Annotated in this window: 13 protein-coding genes; 2 read left to right on the top strand and 11 right to left on the bottom strand. The window is 41.0% G+C overall.

Annotation, left to right across the window (positions count from 1 at the left end; translation table 11 throughout):
• The first annotated feature begins 73 nt into the window (after positions 1 to 73).
• Positions 74 to 727: a 3,4-dihydroxy-2-butanone-4-phosphate synthase gene (gene ribB / locus ISP07_RS00340; RefSeq protein WP_209326703.1), complete on the top strand. Its 654-nt coding sequence runs from the start codon at positions 74 to 76 to the stop codon at positions 725 to 727.
• A gap of 49 nt (positions 728 to 776) precedes the next feature.
• On the opposite strand, the gene ISP07_RS00335 is transcribed toward ribB, so the two are convergent.
• The 6 genes from ISP07_RS00335 to ISP07_RS00310 form a co-directional block, all read right to left on the bottom strand.
• Positions 777 to 2,219 (bottom strand): serine hydrolase domain-containing protein, encoded by a 1,443-nt coding sequence (locus tag ISP07_RS00335; protein WP_209326453.1) that lies wholly within the window; start codon positions 2,217 to 2,219, stop codon positions 777 to 779.
• Between the two features lie 22 nt (positions 2,220 to 2,241).
• The gene (locus tag ISP07_RS00330; RefSeq protein ID WP_209326452.1) at positions 2,242 to 3,195 is read right to left on the bottom strand and encodes an alpha/beta hydrolase; all 954 of its coding nucleotides are present in this window, start codon (positions 3,193 to 3,195) and stop codon (positions 2,242 to 2,244) included.
• 109 nt (positions 3,196 to 3,304) lie between these two features.
• On the bottom strand, positions 3,305 to 4,168 hold the full coding sequence (locus ISP07_RS00325) for a D-Ala-D-Ala carboxypeptidase family metallohydrolase (protein ID WP_209326451.1): 864 nt from the start codon (positions 4,166 to 4,168) through the stop codon (positions 3,305 to 3,307).
• Positions 4,169 to 4,176: 8 nt separating this feature from the next.
• On the bottom strand, positions 4,177 to 5,793 hold the full coding sequence (locus tag ISP07_RS00320) for a L,D-transpeptidase family protein (protein WP_209326450.1): 1,617 nt from the start codon (positions 5,791 to 5,793) through the stop codon (positions 4,177 to 4,179).
• A gap of 158 nt (positions 5,794 to 5,951) precedes the next feature.
• A complete protein-coding gene (locus tag ISP07_RS00315; RefSeq protein WP_055020813.1) occupies positions 5,952 to 9,104 on the bottom strand; it encodes an efflux RND transporter permease subunit in 3,153 nt (1,050 codons plus the stop codon).
• Positions 9,105 to 9,107: 3 nt separating this feature from the next.
• The gene (locus ISP07_RS00310) at positions 9,108 to 10,280 is read right to left on the bottom strand and encodes an efflux RND transporter periplasmic adaptor subunit (protein WP_055020814.1); all 1,173 of its coding nucleotides are present in this window, start codon (positions 10,278 to 10,280) and stop codon (positions 9,108 to 9,110) included.
• A gap of 158 nt (positions 10,281 to 10,438) precedes the next feature.
• On the opposite strand from ISP07_RS00310, the gene ISP07_RS00305 reads away from it, so the two are divergent.
• The gene (locus ISP07_RS00305; RefSeq protein WP_054562006.1) at positions 10,439 to 10,687 is read left to right on the top strand and encodes a YkgJ family cysteine cluster protein; all 249 of its coding nucleotides are present in this window, start codon (positions 10,439 to 10,441) and stop codon (positions 10,685 to 10,687) included.
• A 166-nt stretch (positions 10,688 to 10,853) separates the two neighbouring features.
• On the opposite strand, the gene ISP07_RS00300 is transcribed toward ISP07_RS00305, so the two are convergent.
• From ISP07_RS00300 to ISP07_RS00280, 5 genes are all read right to left on the bottom strand, one after another.
• Positions 10,854 to 12,692, bottom strand: a complete 1,839-nt coding sequence (locus ISP07_RS00300; RefSeq protein WP_209326449.1) for a TonB-dependent receptor plug domain-containing protein — start codon at positions 12,690 to 12,692, stop codon at positions 10,854 to 10,856.
• A gap of 163 nt (positions 12,693 to 12,855) precedes the next feature.
• Positions 12,856 to 13,410, bottom strand: a complete 555-nt coding sequence (locus ISP07_RS00295; protein WP_209326448.1) for a DUF4136 domain-containing protein — start codon at positions 13,408 to 13,410, stop codon at positions 12,856 to 12,858.
• A gap of 122 nt (positions 13,411 to 13,532) precedes the next feature.
• The gene (locus ISP07_RS00290) at positions 13,533 to 16,319 is read right to left on the bottom strand and encodes an ATPase (RefSeq protein WP_209326447.1); all 2,787 of its coding nucleotides are present in this window, start codon (positions 16,317 to 16,319) and stop codon (positions 13,533 to 13,535) included.
• Positions 16,319 to 16,864 carry a condensin complex protein MksE gene (locus ISP07_RS00285; protein ID WP_209326446.1) on the bottom strand — a complete coding sequence of 182 codons (546 nt, stop codon included), beginning with the start codon at positions 16,862 to 16,864 and terminating at the stop codon, positions 16,319 to 16,321. The genes ISP07_RS00290 and ISP07_RS00285 overlap by 1 nt, the downstream gene beginning before the upstream one ends.
• Positions 16,865 to 16,866: 2 nt before the next feature.
• Positions 16,867 to 18,141 carry a hypothetical protein gene (locus ISP07_RS00280; protein WP_209326445.1) on the bottom strand — a complete coding sequence of 425 codons (1,275 nt, stop codon included), beginning with the start codon at positions 18,139 to 18,141 and terminating at the stop codon, positions 16,867 to 16,869.
• Between the last annotated feature and the right edge of the window lie 117 nt (positions 18,142 to 18,258).

The raw sequence follows: 18,258 nt of genomic DNA, 5'->3' as shown, positions 1-18,258 counted from the left end.
GTGGTCTTTTTTGCTGTGCCTTTCAATGTCCTGAATCTTTTCATATTTAATTTAATAGGTATTAAAAATGATGATTCAGTCTTCTTTACTCAGCCAATTTGGCGAACCACTTGAACGCGTTGAACGTGCGATTGCTGCTTTGCAGCAAGGTGAAGGCGTACTTGTGGTAGATGACGAAAACCGTGAAAACGAAGGTGATTTTGTGTATTCAGCACAGCACCTGACCACAGAGCAAATGGCCATGATGATCCGTGAAGGTAGCGGTATTGTGTGTCTTTGCATGGGCGATGAGCGTGTTAAACAGCTTGATTTACCGCAAATGGTTGAGCATAACACCAGTCAGAACAAAACAGCGTATACAGTGACTATTGAAGCTAAAACGGGCGTGACAACCGGCGTTTCAGCAGCTGATCGTGTAACCACCATTAAAGCGGCAACAGCTGACAATGCAAAGCCTGAAGATTTGTCTCGTCCAGGGCATGTGTTTGGGCTGCGAGCACAAACGGGTGGTGTATTAGTCCGCCGAGGCCATACCGAGGCATCCGTTGATTTAATGCAGTTAGCGGGTTTAACACCGTTTGGTGTTATTTGTGAATTAACGAATCCAGATGGTTCAATGGCTCGCTTGCCTGAAGTAAGCAAGTTTGCCAGTGAGCACAACATGCCTGTTGTATCGATTGAAGATTTAGTTGCCTACCTCCAAGCAACGCAAAAACAGGCTTGTTAAAAGCGTTAAGCCGTAAGTAAAAAAATAAGGCCACTCTTGTGGCCTTTATTTATTCTAACTTCTCAATAGCTTGTTTAGCACTTTCACTGTCAGGATTAAGTTTTAGCGCACTTTTGTAACTTGCTAATGCTTTTTGTTTATCACCAGCTGCTAAATATGCTTCACCTAAACTGTCAAACGTATTTGCTGAATCTGGATAAGATTGATTGTTGAGTTCAAACACTGTGATTGCGGCGTTTAGCTCATCCATCTGCATTAATTCATAGCCAAAGTAGTTTAGCGACCTTTCTCTCGGCGTATTACCCTCACTCACCATTTGCTGATAGGTATTCTTTAGTCCTGCAATACCTTCACGTTTAAATGCGTTATAAAGTTTACTATCTGCATGCTCTGTCGCTTTTTCGTAGGGTTTGCCATAGTAGATTGCAAGTAAGCCATTAGTCATGGGTGTGAGTGGCGCACCACCGGTGTTATTTAAAATAATAACCAGTAATTTGTCTTCGATTATTCTACTTATAAATGCATTAAAACCATTAATACCACCGCCATGTTGGATACGTGTTAGGGGTTTTCCGTAGGTGCTTTTATCAAGGTTTGTAACTTCCCAACCAAGCGCATAATTTCTTTGCTCAGAAACTTGATACATCTGTTTTTTATATTCGTTGTTCAATAACTTATCTGTGTAGAGAGCGTGATCCCATTTTAGTAAATCTCGTGCTGTTGAATACATTGACCCAGCAGCATACGGGATAGACATATCTAAATAATCAGTATTGCTATAACCTGCTAGGCCATTGTCGTAACCCGATACGCGAAATTTAATGATTTTATTGTGAGAATCATAGCCTGTATTCTTCATATCGAGTGGATCTAAAATATTCTTCTGCAATACGTCTTGATATTTTTGACCTGTTACCTTTTCGATTACCGCACCCAAAATAAAATAGCCAGAATTGCTATAACTAAACTCAGTGCCAGGCTCGAACACTAGATCATCACTACATAATAAGCGAATAAATTCATCAACACTGTAAGGGTTTCGGCTGTACTCATCACGAAACGATTTTGCTTGAGTATAATTACCAAGACCAGAGGTGTGATTAAGTATTTGCCGAATGGTAATTTTAGTGGCTATATCTTGTCTGTAATTAGGGAGGTATGTTGCAAGGTGATCATCGAGTTTGAGTTTACCATCTTGTGCCAATTGCAGAATTAACATGGCGGTAAACTGTTTGGTAATTGAACCAATTCTAAATTTACTTTTATTACTATGTTTTATACCCCATTCAAAGTTGGCATAGCCAACGCTTTGTTCAAACAGTACTTTTCCATCCTTTGCAACTAACACATTGCCATTAAACTGCTTAAAGTTATGAAAGCCATTAATAAAGTCAGCCATCTCTGCTTGCATGTTTTGGCTATGTGCGACGCTTGAAATTGCGACTAAATAAAAAACTATAAGCAACCTTAGTTTATTAAAGAATATGTTCATTGCTTTCCTTGTTATTTGTTGGTTACATTAATCGATGTAAAACTTCATTGCGCATGGCTTGGTTGATTAGGCTTACCATTCTGATGTGGTCTAAATTACTGTAATGCACTATGGATACACTCTTATTTTGAAGTGCTTGCCAATAACTAGCGGGGCTTATTGGGTCAGCGTTACTGACATAGAGTGTGGTTCTATTAGCTGATTGTTTGCCGTTCAGTAGGGCGAATAAATCAAGCTGTGTTTCATCAATAGCACTGTTTTGAATTACATCTTTTGCTGCGTTTTTAAAATCATTATCTTTGACAAAGTAGCTTAAGGTTGGGTGATAACTTTTAGCTACGGACATTAATGCGGTATCAAAATGCACCATTGGTGCAACCATTATCTGTTGCTTTACATTAGGCATTTGCTTTGCAAGTTGCATAGCAGCAATACTGCCCATTGAATAACTTAAAATATCAATTTGTTGGTATTGATTGGTATTTAAATAATGCTTTAATTCATCAAGACTGTTTAGGCCAAATTTGAATTCACTATACTGATTGCTCGCAGGCATAAGGATGACATCTTTGCCAGTAAAATGGCTTAGCCAACGAGCTTGCAAGCCATAGATCACACTACTCACACCGTAACCTGGGAATACGACAATTGCTGAATCGTTTATTTTTCTGGCGCCATTTATAGGGGTTAAGGTTGTCTCAAACGTTTCAGTGACACCTTTCGACTTTAATTCAAAATAAATATCTAATGATTGATTATTTTTAAAATACTCTTTGGAATCATCTTGAGAAAACAACCTAAAATCTAAGCATTGCTTATCTTCGATACATGTATTCTGTGGAGCTCCTGAAGGCATGACCATGTATTCCATACCGTCAAATGGTATTTCTGCAGCGGGCTGTGTGATTTGATAAGCAATAAAACTTTGGCAACCACTAAGGACTAAAATATAAAAAATGCAGAGGATAAAGCGCATAATTCCCTTTGTTGTTATTGTAGTATTTCCATTAATCACAACAACTTACCAATCAAGCGGCAATAATGCAATCGGATAATATTTGAACAAGGGTTGTAAGAGGATTGTATTACCACCTAGCAGTAAATCCTCGGTTATCTATGTGAACAAAACCACCGTGGTGGGAGGCGGGTTTATAGCGGCCAATACCGCCATTATAGCGGCTCTGTTTTTGGAACTTTTCAAACACTTTATAAAGCACATCAACATCAGCAATCGTTAGTTTACCATCGCCGTTTAAATCGTCCATTCGGCCATCACCATCTTCGTCTATATATAGGTCAAAGGCATCGCCGTATTGGTGTCGGCTGTGTTTGCCATTACCAATTGAGCGATTGTAATGGGGTGTTCTATAGCCGCTGATAAAGGCAAACTTGCTAACTTTAATCCCTTCATTTTGTACAAAAGAGAGCAGATCTTCGAGCATCATCAAGCCATCGTTGTTGACATAAAGATACTTTGGAAAGCCACTCATTTGCTTACAAATTACATTTTTAACTTGCACATGAGGAGTCAGCTGGCGTGTTAGGTCTTTCTCAAAAATTTCTATAAACCCGTTTGGTGCACTGTATTGTGTATAGCCTTTATAAGGGGCAGGGTAGAGGCCTATTTGATAACTATTCAATTGCTTATTGTTGGCATTGAATGGTGTTTTCACTATTACGAGTAAGTGTTTGCGCATAATATTGTTACTCAGTACTAGGTTATAAAACCCTGCATTTTCTGGGGCATAAACGGCAATGCTATTTGGCCCTAATCGCTCTGTCTCAACATCTGATACTGCATCAGCTGTAAAATCAGCCGTGTTATCAAGTGTTAGCACTTGTTTCGCATTAAGTACAAGGCTGTGCAGCGAGTCAGTTAATTCAATGGCTGCAACAGAGCATGTAGTTAGCGCTAAGCACACACTAAAAATAATACGGCTGAAATACATAGTGACCTCTAAATTGTATTGTTTGCTAATGGCGTGGTGAGTGCTTTTAATAACGCGCCATCGCGATTATAAACGTCGGTATAAAATTGTAGGCCCTCGTCATTACCTGCGACTGTCCAATACATTAAAAGTACATCCAGCGGTTTTGATAAGCTGACTTTTTTAGTTTCTTTTGCAGCAATGGCGTCATCAATTTCACTACGGCTCCAATTATCCGAGGTTTCTAATATTTTCTCAGCTAAGGTGAATGGGTCATCAACTCTTACACAGCCGTGGCTAAATGCACGTTGGTCTTGCTGGAATAAACTTTTTGCAGGGGTATCGTGCAAATAGATTGAGTATTTATTTGGGAACATAAACTTGATTTGCCCTAATGAATTATTCTCTGAAGGCTGTTGTACAAACCAATACGGGAAGTTTTTGCGGCTAGCATTCGGCCAATCTATACTCTCGCTATCAACTGGGTTACGGCGACTATCAACCACAACAAAGTCTTTCTCGGTTAAGTAGTTTGGGTTTTCTTTCATTTTTTTGATGATGCCACCTGAAATACTCCGCGGTACTGTCCACGTTGGATTCATCACGATATAACTCATTTGCCCTTTAAATATTGGGGTTTTGGTGTAGTTTCTGCCTACAACTACGTTGGTTTGCCATTTCAATTTGTTGTCTTCAAACAAATACAGCAAGTAGCCTGCGATATTTACCACTAAGAAGCGCTCTGTGAGCGTGTTATCAACCCAACGAATGCGCTCTAGGTTCACTAAAATATCATTAACGTATTCGCTGTAATCTTTGTTGAGTAGTTTTAACGTCGCATTACCAATCACACCATCATCAGCAACTTGATGCGCATCTTGAAAGCGTTTAACTGCTGCCACCAGCTCATCATCATAATCTGTGGCGTCACTTTCACTGCCTTCAAAATAGTTTAATCGCTTTAACTTTTGTCTTAAAAGCGGTACTGCTGGGTCTGATTGCCCCGGTTTTAATACCTTATTTTGCAATGCGATGGCTGGTAATTTACCTGTGGCATCAAGCTCTCGGTAAAACACGAGGGCGTCTTTTAAACGCTTATAATGAGGTAAAACAGGCTTGAGGTTTTCAAGTCCTTTATCAAGGCTTTTTGATTTTACATGTTTAAGTAATGAGGCGGCCGCGGCATCAGGGCTGACATCAAATTGTTCATAGTTCCACGTGGCTGCCAATTGTTTTGGGTTTACCTTTCCGCGTATTAAGTGTTTTGCATAGGTCATCACGGCATCTGTCATCAGTACATCAAACTGGGCTTCGACGGCATCTGCTCCGCGTTTCTCTATTTCGTTGGCCAGCGCCATTAATGTATCAAAGTGATAGTCGTTAGGAGATAGCCCTTCAAGTTCTGCTTGCGCAATTAAATTGAGCGCTTGTTTGGCATATTTGCTGTCATCCCATACTCGCTCAAAACTATTTGCTTTATAGGTGGCAACAGTCATTTCAGGGGAGTGGATATGCTGTCCTTCTATACTGTGAGATTCACCAATCAGAATAGGTTCAAGCTGTTGTTGCAAGTATTGGTTCTCAGCAAGTACTGGCATACAAATTGATAAACAACTGAGCAAAGCTGTGTAGCGCAGAATTTTCATAGCTATGTCCTTATAACGTATTTAGTTATTTTTTGAATTGTTTCTTTTTTGCTCATTTAAGCTTAGCAAAACAACAGGATTTATAGGAACATATTTTTAAATAAAAAACGCTTGGCAAATAAGCTTGCCAAGCGCTCGGTTGGGATTTTGAGAGGGGTTTAATTACTGGTTGTTTGTAACTTTGCTTCTGGCTCTGCTTTTTTACCTCTTAGCTTGCCTATTAAGCGTTTGAAGTCTTCTAACGCGACGTACTGACAAGGGATTAAAATAAGCGTAATGACCGTTGCAAATAACACCCCGAATGCTAGAGATACAGCCATTGGGATAACTATTTTTGCTTGTAAGCTTGTTTCCATAATGATTGGTAATACACCAATAAAGGTTGTAATCGAGGTCAGTAATATTGCTCTAAAACGGCGGGCACCGGCTTGCATTACCGCTTCTTTGATTGCAACACCCTCGGCGCGGGCTTTATTGACAAAGTCGACCATCACTAGCGAGTCGTTTACGACAACACCTGCAACAGCGATGATACCGAATACCGATAAGCTACTCATTGTCATACCTAAGATCATGTGGCCAAACATTGCACCAATGACACCGAATGGAATAACCGACATGATGATAAATGGCTGTGAGTACGAGCGTAGTGGAATAGCAAGTAACGCAAAGATAATCATCATTGATAAAGCAAAGTCACGTACTTGTTCTGCAACACTGTCCATTTCTTCTTGAATACGACCGGCTACATTACTTTCTACACCTGGGTAGCTTTTCAGTAGGCTAGGTAAGTATTCGTCACGAATTTCTTTTGCAATGGCAAATGGTTCAGCTTGGTCAGTATTAACCGCAGCCCAAACGTTTACAGTACGTTTAGCGTTCTCACGGCGAATACGGTTTACACCATCTACAATGTTAACTTTAGCAACTTCAGCAAGCGGTACTTCAACACCCGTTGGCGTGATGATACGCGCATCTGTGATGTCACTTACTGCGTTTCGCGATTCACGAGGGTAGCGGATCATTACTTTGATCTCTTCACCGTCACGTAAAATACGTTGTGCTTCTAGGCCGTAATAGCTAAAACTAACTTGTGATGCCACATCTGAAAGGGTTAACCCTAAGCTGTAAGCGAGTGGTTTAAGTTCAAGTTGAACCTCGTCAGTTGCAGATTGTAGTGAGTCATTTACATCGCCTACGCCTTGCATGCTATTTAGCTTTTCTTTTAACTTAGCAGCCACTTCTTTGAGCTTATTGATATCTTTGCCTTCTAAGCGAAAGCTCACATCACCGTCATCACGACCACCGTTCATGATACTGTCTTCAATATTCAGCGTTTTCACACCTGGCAGTGGTGGCATTTGCTCACGCCACATTGCACTTAATTGGAAGGTATCAATAGGGCGTAAGTCTGGTTCGACCAAAATCGCCATAATGCGTGCACTTGTACGACCGCGTAAACTAACTGATAAATCGCGGATCATCGCTTGACCATATTGCTCTTCAAGTTGTTTATCGACATCTAAAATCAGCTTTTCAATGGTTTGCGCTGTCTCAAGGGTTGCTTGCTCAGAAGAAGATAAGTTCATTTCAACTGAGATACGCGGGAAATCATGTGGAATTTTAGGATTCGCAACAAATTTCACTAAGCCACCAGCGAACATACCGCCACTAACAATAAGCACACAGATAAAGCCAACAATCACGGTGTAACGGTAATGAATACAGCGACCAATAAATGGTGTGTAGTAATTATCAACAAAGTTCTTGAGGCCTTTATCCATACCTAAACGTAAGCGATGTAGTGGATTTTTAGGGTTCGCAGGTTTATTTTTCATGGCTGCTAAGTGAGCCGGTAAAATTAGTTTTGACTCAATTAGTGAGAAAATTAAACATAGGATAATTACACCACCAATGGCTTTAGAAAACGCAGAGCCAGGGCCTGATGCCAGTGTTTGTGGTAAAAATGCGGCAATTGTGGTTAACACCCCAAAGGTTGCAGGAATAGCAACGCGTTTTACGCCGCGCACTACGTTATCTAGGCTATGACCGTGCTTTTCAATTTCAGCACTAGCTGACTCACCGACGACGATAGCATCATCAACGACTATCCCGAGCACCAGTATAAATGCGAATAAAGAAGCTAAGTTAACAGTGATGTCTATAAAGCCCAATGGCATCATTAAAAATGCACCTAGGAATGACACAGGTAAGCCCATCATTACCCAAAACGCTAAGCGTAGTGGTAAAAATAGCGCCAGTACCACCATTACTAAAATACCACCCCAGATCATATTGTCGATCATCATGTTTAGACGACCTTCAAGGTAGTAAGTTAAATCAACAATCGGTGATAGTTTTACACCTGCTGGTAACTGTGGTGCTTTATCTGCTAGGTATTTTTTTAATACCGCAGCAACTTTAGTGATGTCTTGATCTTTCGAAGCATTTACTTCAAAAGTCAGTGAGTTTTTACCGTTGTACTTAGAGTATTGTAAGCCTTCTTCAAAGCCGTCGTTAATTGTTGCTACATCACCTAAGAAAACTTGTGCACCATCTGGTAAGTGTAATAAAGGCAGATTTTCGAACTCTTTACCACGATACGCTTGATTTTCAACACGCATCGAAATGTAGCCATTTTCAGAGCGAATTTGACCTGCTGACATATTGGCAGAGAAACTGCGAACGGCTGTGGCAATATCACGGAAAGTTAAACCATACTCACGTAGCTTATCTGGGCTAATTTCGATGCCAATTTCGTAGTTTAAGCCACTGTAAAAGTTGACTAAGTTAATTTGTGGTAAAGCTTGTAGTTCATCTTTTATGTCGTTACCAAGTTCTTTGAGCTGGTAGTTACTCATATCGCCATACAGCGCGAGTATCATCACTTCTTGCTCAAACTTTTCGCGGCGAACAATTGGGCGTTCCATCTCTGCAGGGAAGGTATTGATTGAATCAACCTGCATCTTAATTTCATCGAGTACTTCTTGCGGGTCGTACTTTTCTTCGATTTCTATCCAAGCTTGTGAAAAACCACGGTTCGAATAGGTAATTAAACGCTTAATGCCTTCGAGACCCTCTAAAGACTCTTCGACCTTAATGGTGATGCCTTCTTCTACCTCTTGTGGCGCAGCCCCTGGGTAGACAGCTTGAATACTGATCCAGTTACTTTCAAATTGTGGGAACATTTGCTTACGCACCGACATTGCAGTCAATAAGCCACCCACTAAAATGAAAATCATAAGTAAGTTTGCAGCAACTGGGTTGCGAGCAAACCAGGCAATAAGCCCTTTTTCTCTGTGCGTGGTCATGGCTTATTCCTCTTTTAACGCTAACTGTGTTGTTGGCACACTCAGTTTTGCGTCATCTAGCTTGACCGCCATGCCTTCAGTTGGGTATTCAAGTGCCGAGGTAATCAGTTGCTCACCATTAGCAAGGCCATTATCGGCGATCACCATGCCATTTTGTTCGCGAACGATGTTAAGTGTTTTAAAGGTCAACGTTTCGCCATCTTGTAAAACAGCGACTTTTTTGTCTTTAACTAAATGGTGCGGAACAACAATCGCATTATCCAGCGCTCGGCCTTCGATAGTGGCGTTAATGTATGAGCCAAAACGTAATGGCTGCTTTTGCTCATAAGGCGTTGCTACTTGCGCTACCAAGTAATTCATGCGACTACGTTGGTCCACAACTCCTTCGCTACGTACGATAGTTGCTTGCCAGGTTGTTTGTTTACCTGCAAATTCAGCGTTAATTGATACGCTGGCGCCAATTCCTTGGTTATTTAGGTATTGCAGATCTTTATCAGCAACAGGTAAACGAATTTCAGCCAATGACGTTGAGCTCAGGCTACCAAAGCTATTACCTGGGTTTACTACACTACCTAAACTAATTAGACGCTCGTCAATAATCGCATCGTAAGGTGCTTTAATGTATGTGCGCTCAAGATTACGTTTAGCTCGTTTTACACTCGCTTGCGCTGCACGGTAACTTGCAAGTTTTTCAGCAAGTTGTGGTTTACGTAAATAAAGCTCAGATGGAATAACTTGGTTTGAGTCACCTTTGATACGGTCCCACTCAGCTTGCGCAACTGACACCTGTGCACGTTCAATCTCGAGTGCAGAGCTTGCTTGTGCCAAACCGGCTTCAGCTTCAATGAGTGCCGCTTCGTAATCATTTGGGTCAATACGTGCTAGAATGTCGCCTTGCTTAACAAATCCACCTTGTACAAATTGATCTGATAACGACACAACCTGACCACTCACTTGCGCAACAAGCTCAGTTTGGTTTTTAGGTTTAACAATACCGTATGATTTTACATCAAGGGTAATAGCGTCAAAACTTAACGGTTTGATTGATACAAGCGGGCGCAGATCTTGTTCTGGTTTTTCGACTGGCGGTTGCTTCATAGAGGCAAATGCGAATGCCATTCCAAGTCCGCCGACTAATACGGCGATAGGGAGAATGATTTGTTTTTTACTAGCCACGGGATAGTCCCTCACGGTTGACGGTAATTAAAAATAAATTTGATAGGCTAAGCATACGCAATAAAGTGTTTACAAGGCGTTTGAAGATGTAACAAACCATTACACATATTACAAAGGCGCTACAAAGGTTCTATAAGAGGTACTCAATGACAGATCAAATGGCATGTAGATTAGGCTGTGGCGCCTGTTGTATTGCACCCAGTATTAGCTCACCGATCCCAGGAATGCCCAACGGGAAAGCCGCGGGAGAGCGCTGTATTCAACTTGATGATAATAACCTATGTAAATTATTTGGTGATGAATCAAGGCCTAAGGTGTGTAGTGACTTTTCTGCTACCATCGATGTATGTGGCACCACTAACGAACAAGCACTGTATTTAATTACCGAACTTGAACAGATGACTTAAAAAAGATTAAACCTTTAACACTTTTTAACGGTTGCTGAGGTGTAATTTTTATAAGCAAAGTTTGCTTTATGGCGTTTAATATAATTTTGGTTATGGTTTGATAGATACCTCAAAAGGTAACGTGACACAATAATGCCAGTCAATTGACTGGCATTATTGTTTTTGCTTACCACGTATAAGTAGCGCTAAGAGTATATTGTTCGCCGCGGCCTGGGGTACCCGGTACTTCTTCGAAAGATTCATCCCAAATGTTGTCAGCTGCAAAGGTAACAAACACATTATCAAGCTGAGCAGGGGTGAATTTTAGTGTTAACTGCGTGAAGAAGGCTTCATCATCAGAGTTACGTAAGCGGTTACTGTGTTGCTTACGCCATTCGTTATCGATACGCAGCTCAAGCACATCCATTGGTTGCCATACTGCACCCAGTGTTACACGGTGATCAGGGTAGTTAAGCGCATAAAAGCTCGCATCAATATCTGCCGTGCCATAGTCTTCTGACTTTTCTAAAAAGGTGTAGCTGGCAATTAACTCAGTGCTTTCAAACGATTTATTCGCTAAAAACTCAACGCCTAAGGTGTCTATATCAACCGGGTTTGCAAAACGTGCTGAGGTTGCATCAAAGCGATATGTCCAATCCGTAAGGTTTTTATCTTTACGGTAGAAAATAGCTGAATCTAAACGCCATGAAGACTGTTCAATCAGTAAACCTAATTCAAGGTTATCGGTGGTTTCGCGCTCAAGGCTGTAGTTACTTCTGAATAATCCGCCCGTTTCACTGCCGCCGATGGCGGTATAACCGGGAACTTGTGTTGCTTCGGCGTATGACGCGTACCAAGTATGTTCACTGCCATTTTGATTAGCTACTTTAAGGCTGGCATCGGCAATAAATGAGGTATCTGAGCTATCACGATTCGTATCATCAAACGCAGCACCAACACGTAAAGTAAGCTCTTTGTTCGCTGTAAGGGCTGATTTGTACTCAGGCAAGATACTTAGCTTAGTGTAATTACGTGATGTAAAGTTGTTTTCAAGAGACGTTGATTCAATTTCATCAGCAATAAATTGCCCAGCATAATTAATTGCATAGCGGTCATTTAAACGGTGACGTCCAGAGAGTGCTAATGACTTAACCGTGGTTTCGTGAAACGCTTCAAAAATAGCTGGGTTTTCACGAGACAAAACGTAATGGTCGTTATGTTTACGATAATAACCAGTCACTTCAAGGCTATTGCTCTCACCATACATTTGCTTGTGATTGAGCATGAAAAGCTTGGTTTCAAGATCTTCTGTTTCGTTAAAGTTAAATGGCGTATAAAGGTTTGGCCAACCAAAAAACTTCTCTTGGCGTCCGAACATTAAATCAGTTTGTGAGGTAGAGCTTGCAAGTTGAATACGCGCTGAGGCACGTTCAAAGTCGTGGTCGCCATTATCAATTGAGCCATCACTTTTTGAGTGCGAGTATTCACCCTCAAAACCTAATCGCCAATCAGGTTTGCTATCAAGCTTTTGGCTATGAGCAGCATGAATACTTTGCAAATTAAAGCCATTCGTACCTGTGCCAAGTGAAACACTACCGGTACTCGTGATAGGGCGCCAGCCAAATGAAACTGTACCAACCGAGCTATTCATTCCATAAACGGCATTATCAGCACCTGTAAGTACTGAAGGTCCTGTTAGCATTTGTGGTGCAATTGGAATTTCTGCAAAATAGTGACCAGATTGTGGGTCAAATAATGTACTGCTGCCGACACGAAAGCCAGTATTTTCAAAGATACCACCGCGAATGGTGACATCAGCTTGTGCTTCAGCCATATTACGCGATTGCAAATCGACACGCGGGTCATATTCTAAATTTGATACCGGCGCATCAAAAGTACCTACAGGTTCTTTATTTGCGGTTGCTGAAACTTCAACGGTGATTTGTTCAATATTGTTGGTGTCTTCTGCTAGTACTGAGCAAGTGACGAATAATGCGGGAAGTGTAAGCTGTACTGCGCGTACCATCTAAAACTCTCTTGATTTTGTTTAATCTGGGGTAGTGGGCTAGTTAGGCGCACTGAAAATTTCGGGTATTGTATCTGAATCACTGAGTTATACCACTCCAACCAGATTTAAGCAGGCAATAAAAAACCGCGCTAATTGCGCGGTCTTTTAACTAAAACAGTGTTTAGTTTTGATTAATTGATTGCGGTGGGAAGTTACTTAGAATGTTAGCAACAGTTTCTTTGATAACTTCAGTGCGCTTTTCAGGTGATTGATTTTTTTGCAAACGACCTTCTTTCGCACCACGCCAAACTAATTGGTTAGAAGCACGGTCTACCACGTCTAAAATTAACGTACCCACTTCGTATTCGCGAGCAGTTGTTTGCGTGTTGTAACCCATACCCCAGTAATTCCAGCGTGCGCCGTAACCCACGTTGAAGGTATCTACATCAATTTTAGTATCAACAGAGGCGTGATAGTTAATTAGTACATCTGCTTGCGCTAAGTCAACTAGCTTCATACCGCTTTTTTCAAGTTCAGCATTAACGGCTTCACGAACACGTTTTTCCATTAAAGGGCTAATTTGGTAGTTCGCTACGTTTTTAGTCAAGCTGGCATTAGGTACCCAAGAGAAGGTTTTATAATTACTAAAATCTGCTGATTTGTCGTAATCCCAATCAGGCGTTTTAGCACAAGCCGCTAAAAATAATACAGCCGTCGCGATTAATAAGTTCTTCATATTGTTTGCTCCTTGGCAAAATTTCCACTACTTGATTGATAACATAACACAAATAATACTCAACTGAATGATTATTTAAAAACTATGGCACATTTACAAAAAAGTACTGTAATAGTTTGTAATTAAGCACTGTGTTCCACTTCTATCCAGTCTTTTTCATCGACCCAGTTTTGAGCACCATCTTTAACAGTACGAATAGGGACGATGTAATCACAGCTAACTTGTGGTTTAACTGAGGCAAAAATCGGCACAAAGCCAAAGCTAAGAGCAGTTTCGATAATTGCTTTTTGGTTTTGTGGGTCGATATCGGCTGCTTCATCGATATAAATCGGAATACGATACAAGTTTTGTTCTTGGTCGCTTAATAAGTAACGAATAAACAGCATGCCACAAAGTAGCTTAATGGTGATACGTGTACCATTAGAGCCGGCTGAGTCAATTTTTTCGAAGTGCTCAGTTTCACCAGCACGGTTTACTACTTCAAAACGAATATCAAATAAGTCGGTCAGTGTTAAACCTGCTTTTTCTGAGGCTAGTTTAATTAAATGATCTTTCGCTTCGTTTACCGCAGACTCGCTATAAGGCTCTTGACTTAATAGGTCTAGAGTATCGCCTTGCTCAAACTGATTTGAGGTACTGATAATAGTATCAATGCTATCGACTAACATCTTGCGCGGAATAACATTAATTTTGAATGCTTGAAGGTTAGAGATACGGTGCTGACTAATGCCTTTATTAAAGCTGTTCATTTCGCGGCGTAGGCGGTCTAAGTCTTCACGCAAGCCTTTAATGGTGGCGGCTACTTCGGTTAACGCAACTCGGCCTTGACGCTCAACCGTATCGCGCTCGTTATCAATGTTATGAAACGCGCTAATAAGCTTTTCGTATTTAGTAAACTCATCGTTTTCGTTATCAAACTTAGTAATACCCGCATTATAAATATGCAGGTAGGTGTTACGTACGTTGATATCAAAGTTGCGTAGTTCTTGGCAGTCTTTGTTAAAGTGATGAATGAGGTCGCTTAAATTATCAAAATCAATACTGATCTCAATCATGTATGGCGTCACTTTGCCTGAGTAAAAATCAAGGGTGTGATCGATACGTTCAGATTTAACTTGACGCAAACGGTCAGCTTGGCGGGCAAGCAGATCTTTTTTCGACTTGATAATTGAGCGACGATCGCTGATTGAGCCACTATTTTTTTGAATGTCTTGCAGATAGTCGTCAACTTGCTCGCGTTCTGCATTTAACTGCTCTTTTAGCAGTGTTTGTGCATCGACAGATTGCTGCATCACTTCAAATTGTTCAAAGCGTTTTAATGCTTCTTCTGAAGCCATTAGCTCATCATATAAAGCATCTTTTTCTTTTTGCTTTTCGGCAACATTGGCAGCGACCTCGCGCTGTTGTTTAAACTCTTTCAGTGAGTTTTCAAGAGCAGCAAGTTGCGCGGTTAATTGCTCTTTATTTTCGCCCGTTTGCATTTGCACTGGGCTTAACTTTTTAAGTTTGATGTTTGCACCAGGGAGTGTCAGTACACCGCCTTTCACATTTGCCGATAACTGCTCTAAAAACTCACCAAAAGCATCTTCGTCTGTGATCTCAACATCACCATTGCTGGTGGTGGCAAACGATAAGATATCTGGGTTCAGAATACGCGAAATCTCTTCAACTTCTTTCAAAGATAAATCTTCACGCATACGAGTGAATAAATTGAACTCGAGGTTCTTTAACTGCAGTTTTAAGCTCTTGATTTGCTTTTGTGTTTCGCTAATACGGTAATCAAGGGTGTGCAAACTTTGACCTTGGGCACTGCTTAATGAATGCGATAGCGATTCATAATCTTGTTTAAGCTGAGTAAGGCTGACTTTTAAAGTGGCTTTATTAACCAATTCAAACTCAGATTTAAGCGCTCGATAGTCTAAAAACCACTGTTCAATTTGAGTTTGTTTACGCTCAATATCGCGCGATTGCTGAATATAAAGCTGCTGCTTTTGTTCGAACTCATGCTTTTCGTGCTCGATATCCTCAAGGGCAATATTTAGCTCAGTGAGTTGCTCTTGTTGATAGGTTTCAAAGTCAATCAGTGCTTGGTCAATTTTTGGCGCATAGGCAGCAAGCTTACCTTTTAAAACCGTTTGGTTTTCAAGCATAGATTCAAGAGCTGCGATTGGCTCTTGCATTGACTCAAGGGCTTTTAATTCACGTTTAGCGCGATTCACTTTATCAAATGAACGTCGCCATACTTCATAAAAATCAACCCGTGAGTTTGACATATGGCGCTCAAATACACGTAACATAAAGCGTTTCACATCGCTGGCACCTAATTTGTGCAAGTTAAGGATACGGCGGAAAATTTCTTTGTAAATCGCTGAGTCTTGCACGTTATTGAGGGGGATCATCTTTAAGTTGATATCGCCATCAAATGGGGTTGCGCCGCCAGTGAGTAGGGCGTTTAGCTCTTGTGCTTTTAATTCAATAGGATTGAAACCTTGCTCTTTTAAGTGATTAAAAAGCTTGGTGAATTTTACAATGGTTTTGCCTTGCGTGTAGTGTTCAAGGTTCAACTTACCTGGGTAGCAAAAAAACTGATGCGCGTAACCGGCTATTTTACCTAGGCCGGCAACACCAATCACCACAGGGCCATTAGGTAGGTCAGCTTCGAGTAAAATATAGGATTGATCTGACGAAAAGTAGAATTTTCGGGTTTCGTCTAAATCGTGGCCATCCCATTCTGTTAGACGTAAATCATTGATCAATGGAAATTGCAGGGCATTAATTACCGAGCTTTTACCGGTATTATTAGGTGCACAGATTGAACTACTTTTATCCAGCGGGATCACGCATTTTGCATAGCCAGCGGTATTTAAAAGCGCAAGTTTGCTGAGTCCGTATAGGCTTTGGCTTTGCATTATTCGTCATCTCCTAGGTAGGTTTCTTCGTTTACTTCCATTAATGCATCGATATAACGATAAATAGGTGCTTGCAGCATAAAGCCGTTTTCTACTTCGCGAGCAAGACCTAAACGCACCATACGAAGGTAAACGTCTTTGCGTAAATCTGAGCCTGAGAAGATTTCTAATTGATCAAACAGGTGCTTGTTGAATTGCACTAAGGTTTGCATTAGTTCAAGGTCGTTTACTTCGTCAAATAAGGCACGCATTGGATCTTTACCAGTATTGGCATAGTGCTCAATCAAGATGTAGATAGTCAGTGCGATAGCACGCGAAATTTTACCCATATTTGAGGTGCTTTCGTCGCTGCCAAAATAGTAAAAGCCACGGCTATCATGTTGTAGGTCATGGCCAAGGGCATTAAATAACGCGCGATAAGCATCAATGTGTTGATCAAGCTCTTGCCACATCAGCGTGTCTTGTTCGCTAATGTGGTAGCCTGATGTGAGCTTTTTATTAGTAGCTTGCAGATGCGTTAAATCATCTAAATTAATATCTGTCATGGTTATTGCTCTGTTGCTTTTTTATCGTCAGCAATCGATGAGTTAAATGGATAAAGAGAGAAGTGTTGCTGGGCAATTTTTATTTTTACTTTCTCTTGGCTTTGGCTGATTTCAAGGTCGCCATCGCTAATCAATTTTTGATACAAGAACAGCATTTCGTCAGCTTCTAATTCTGGGTAACTTTCATCTAAGAAACTAAGCAGCGGCTGAGCTTTTTTGCTGGCTTTTTTAAAGCGTTTTCTAAATTGTGTTTTAACGTCGTTGTAATCAGGGATATGCGGGCTTTGATAGGCGGGCACATCATCATGCTCTGGTAGTTGATATTCATCGTGCTCAAAGTCAACTAAGCCTGCCATATAGGCCACAATATGACGTTGCTGACCAAGTGAAAAGCGTTGCGCGTCTGAGACAAAGTTAGGCTGTACTGCACTTAACATGTTATCGACGCCATTTTTACGCACTAAACCAAGCACTTTAGCCGCTTGACGCGTAATTAGGTTGTTACGGCGTAATTCTTCACGCAGTGGCATCAGCATATCGGCGCTTTTACGTAAGCTTTCACGGCCAACTAAATGCATTTCTAAAATACGGGTACGTAATTGCTCTAGCATGCGCTTGTCTTGATATGATTTACCAAGGCGGTCAATTTGCTCTATTTGCGAGCTAATTTGCGCTTCGATGGTATTAAAGCAAGCGTGGAAGTCACCTCGAATATCAACCATTTCCAGCATAGGCTCGATGTATTCATCGAACGCTTCAATTACAGCCTGATAGCGTTTTTGCAGTGATTGCACCGCGTTGTCTGCTTTTGCTTGCTCAACAATATTTAAAATCGCGTTTTCGTTGTGGGCAAACAATTTCATTATTTTGCGTACCCGATCATCCATAATACGGCTAAAGCGGCGGAGCTCGTCGTAATCTTCAATTTCACCGGCTTTAGCAAGGCGATTACCAAGGCGAGCTAAGTCATCAACGAGCACGCTAATTTCTTGGGCAAGGCCTAGGTGTTCCTCTTGCAGCAAGAAAGTAGCAAAATCGGCGATCGCGCGGTTTATTTCTAACTGCGATGATTTTGCCAGTGGAATGATAATATCTTGATTCAATAAACGATTTGTTTCTTTATAAATGCGTTCGTTTGACCATGAAGGTTGTTTTTGTTTTATCGCATTTTGTACGTCTTTCAAGCTGAAATCAGCCATCTTAAAACGTTTAAAAAGCAGCTCTAACACCCCCCAATGTTCAGTAAGGGTATTTAATAACTTTTTAGCTGGGATCATAAGGCTCCAGTAAATTTAGACTTTGGTGTTGGCGATTAGTAGTAAATTATGTAATTGAGAATAGTTTTATGCTTTCTATGCTGCTAGAATCCGCGCCGAAACACTCGACTTACAATT

Origin of the sequence: Pseudoalteromonas sp. PA2MD11 (assembly GCF_017808125.1) — a bacterium.
Classification (GTDB): Bacteria; Pseudomonadota; Gammaproteobacteria; order Enterobacterales; family Alteromonadaceae; genus Pseudoalteromonas; species Pseudoalteromonas simplex.
Note: the sequence above shows the minus strand (reverse complement) of the source record. Positions and strands in the feature narration are given on the sequence as shown.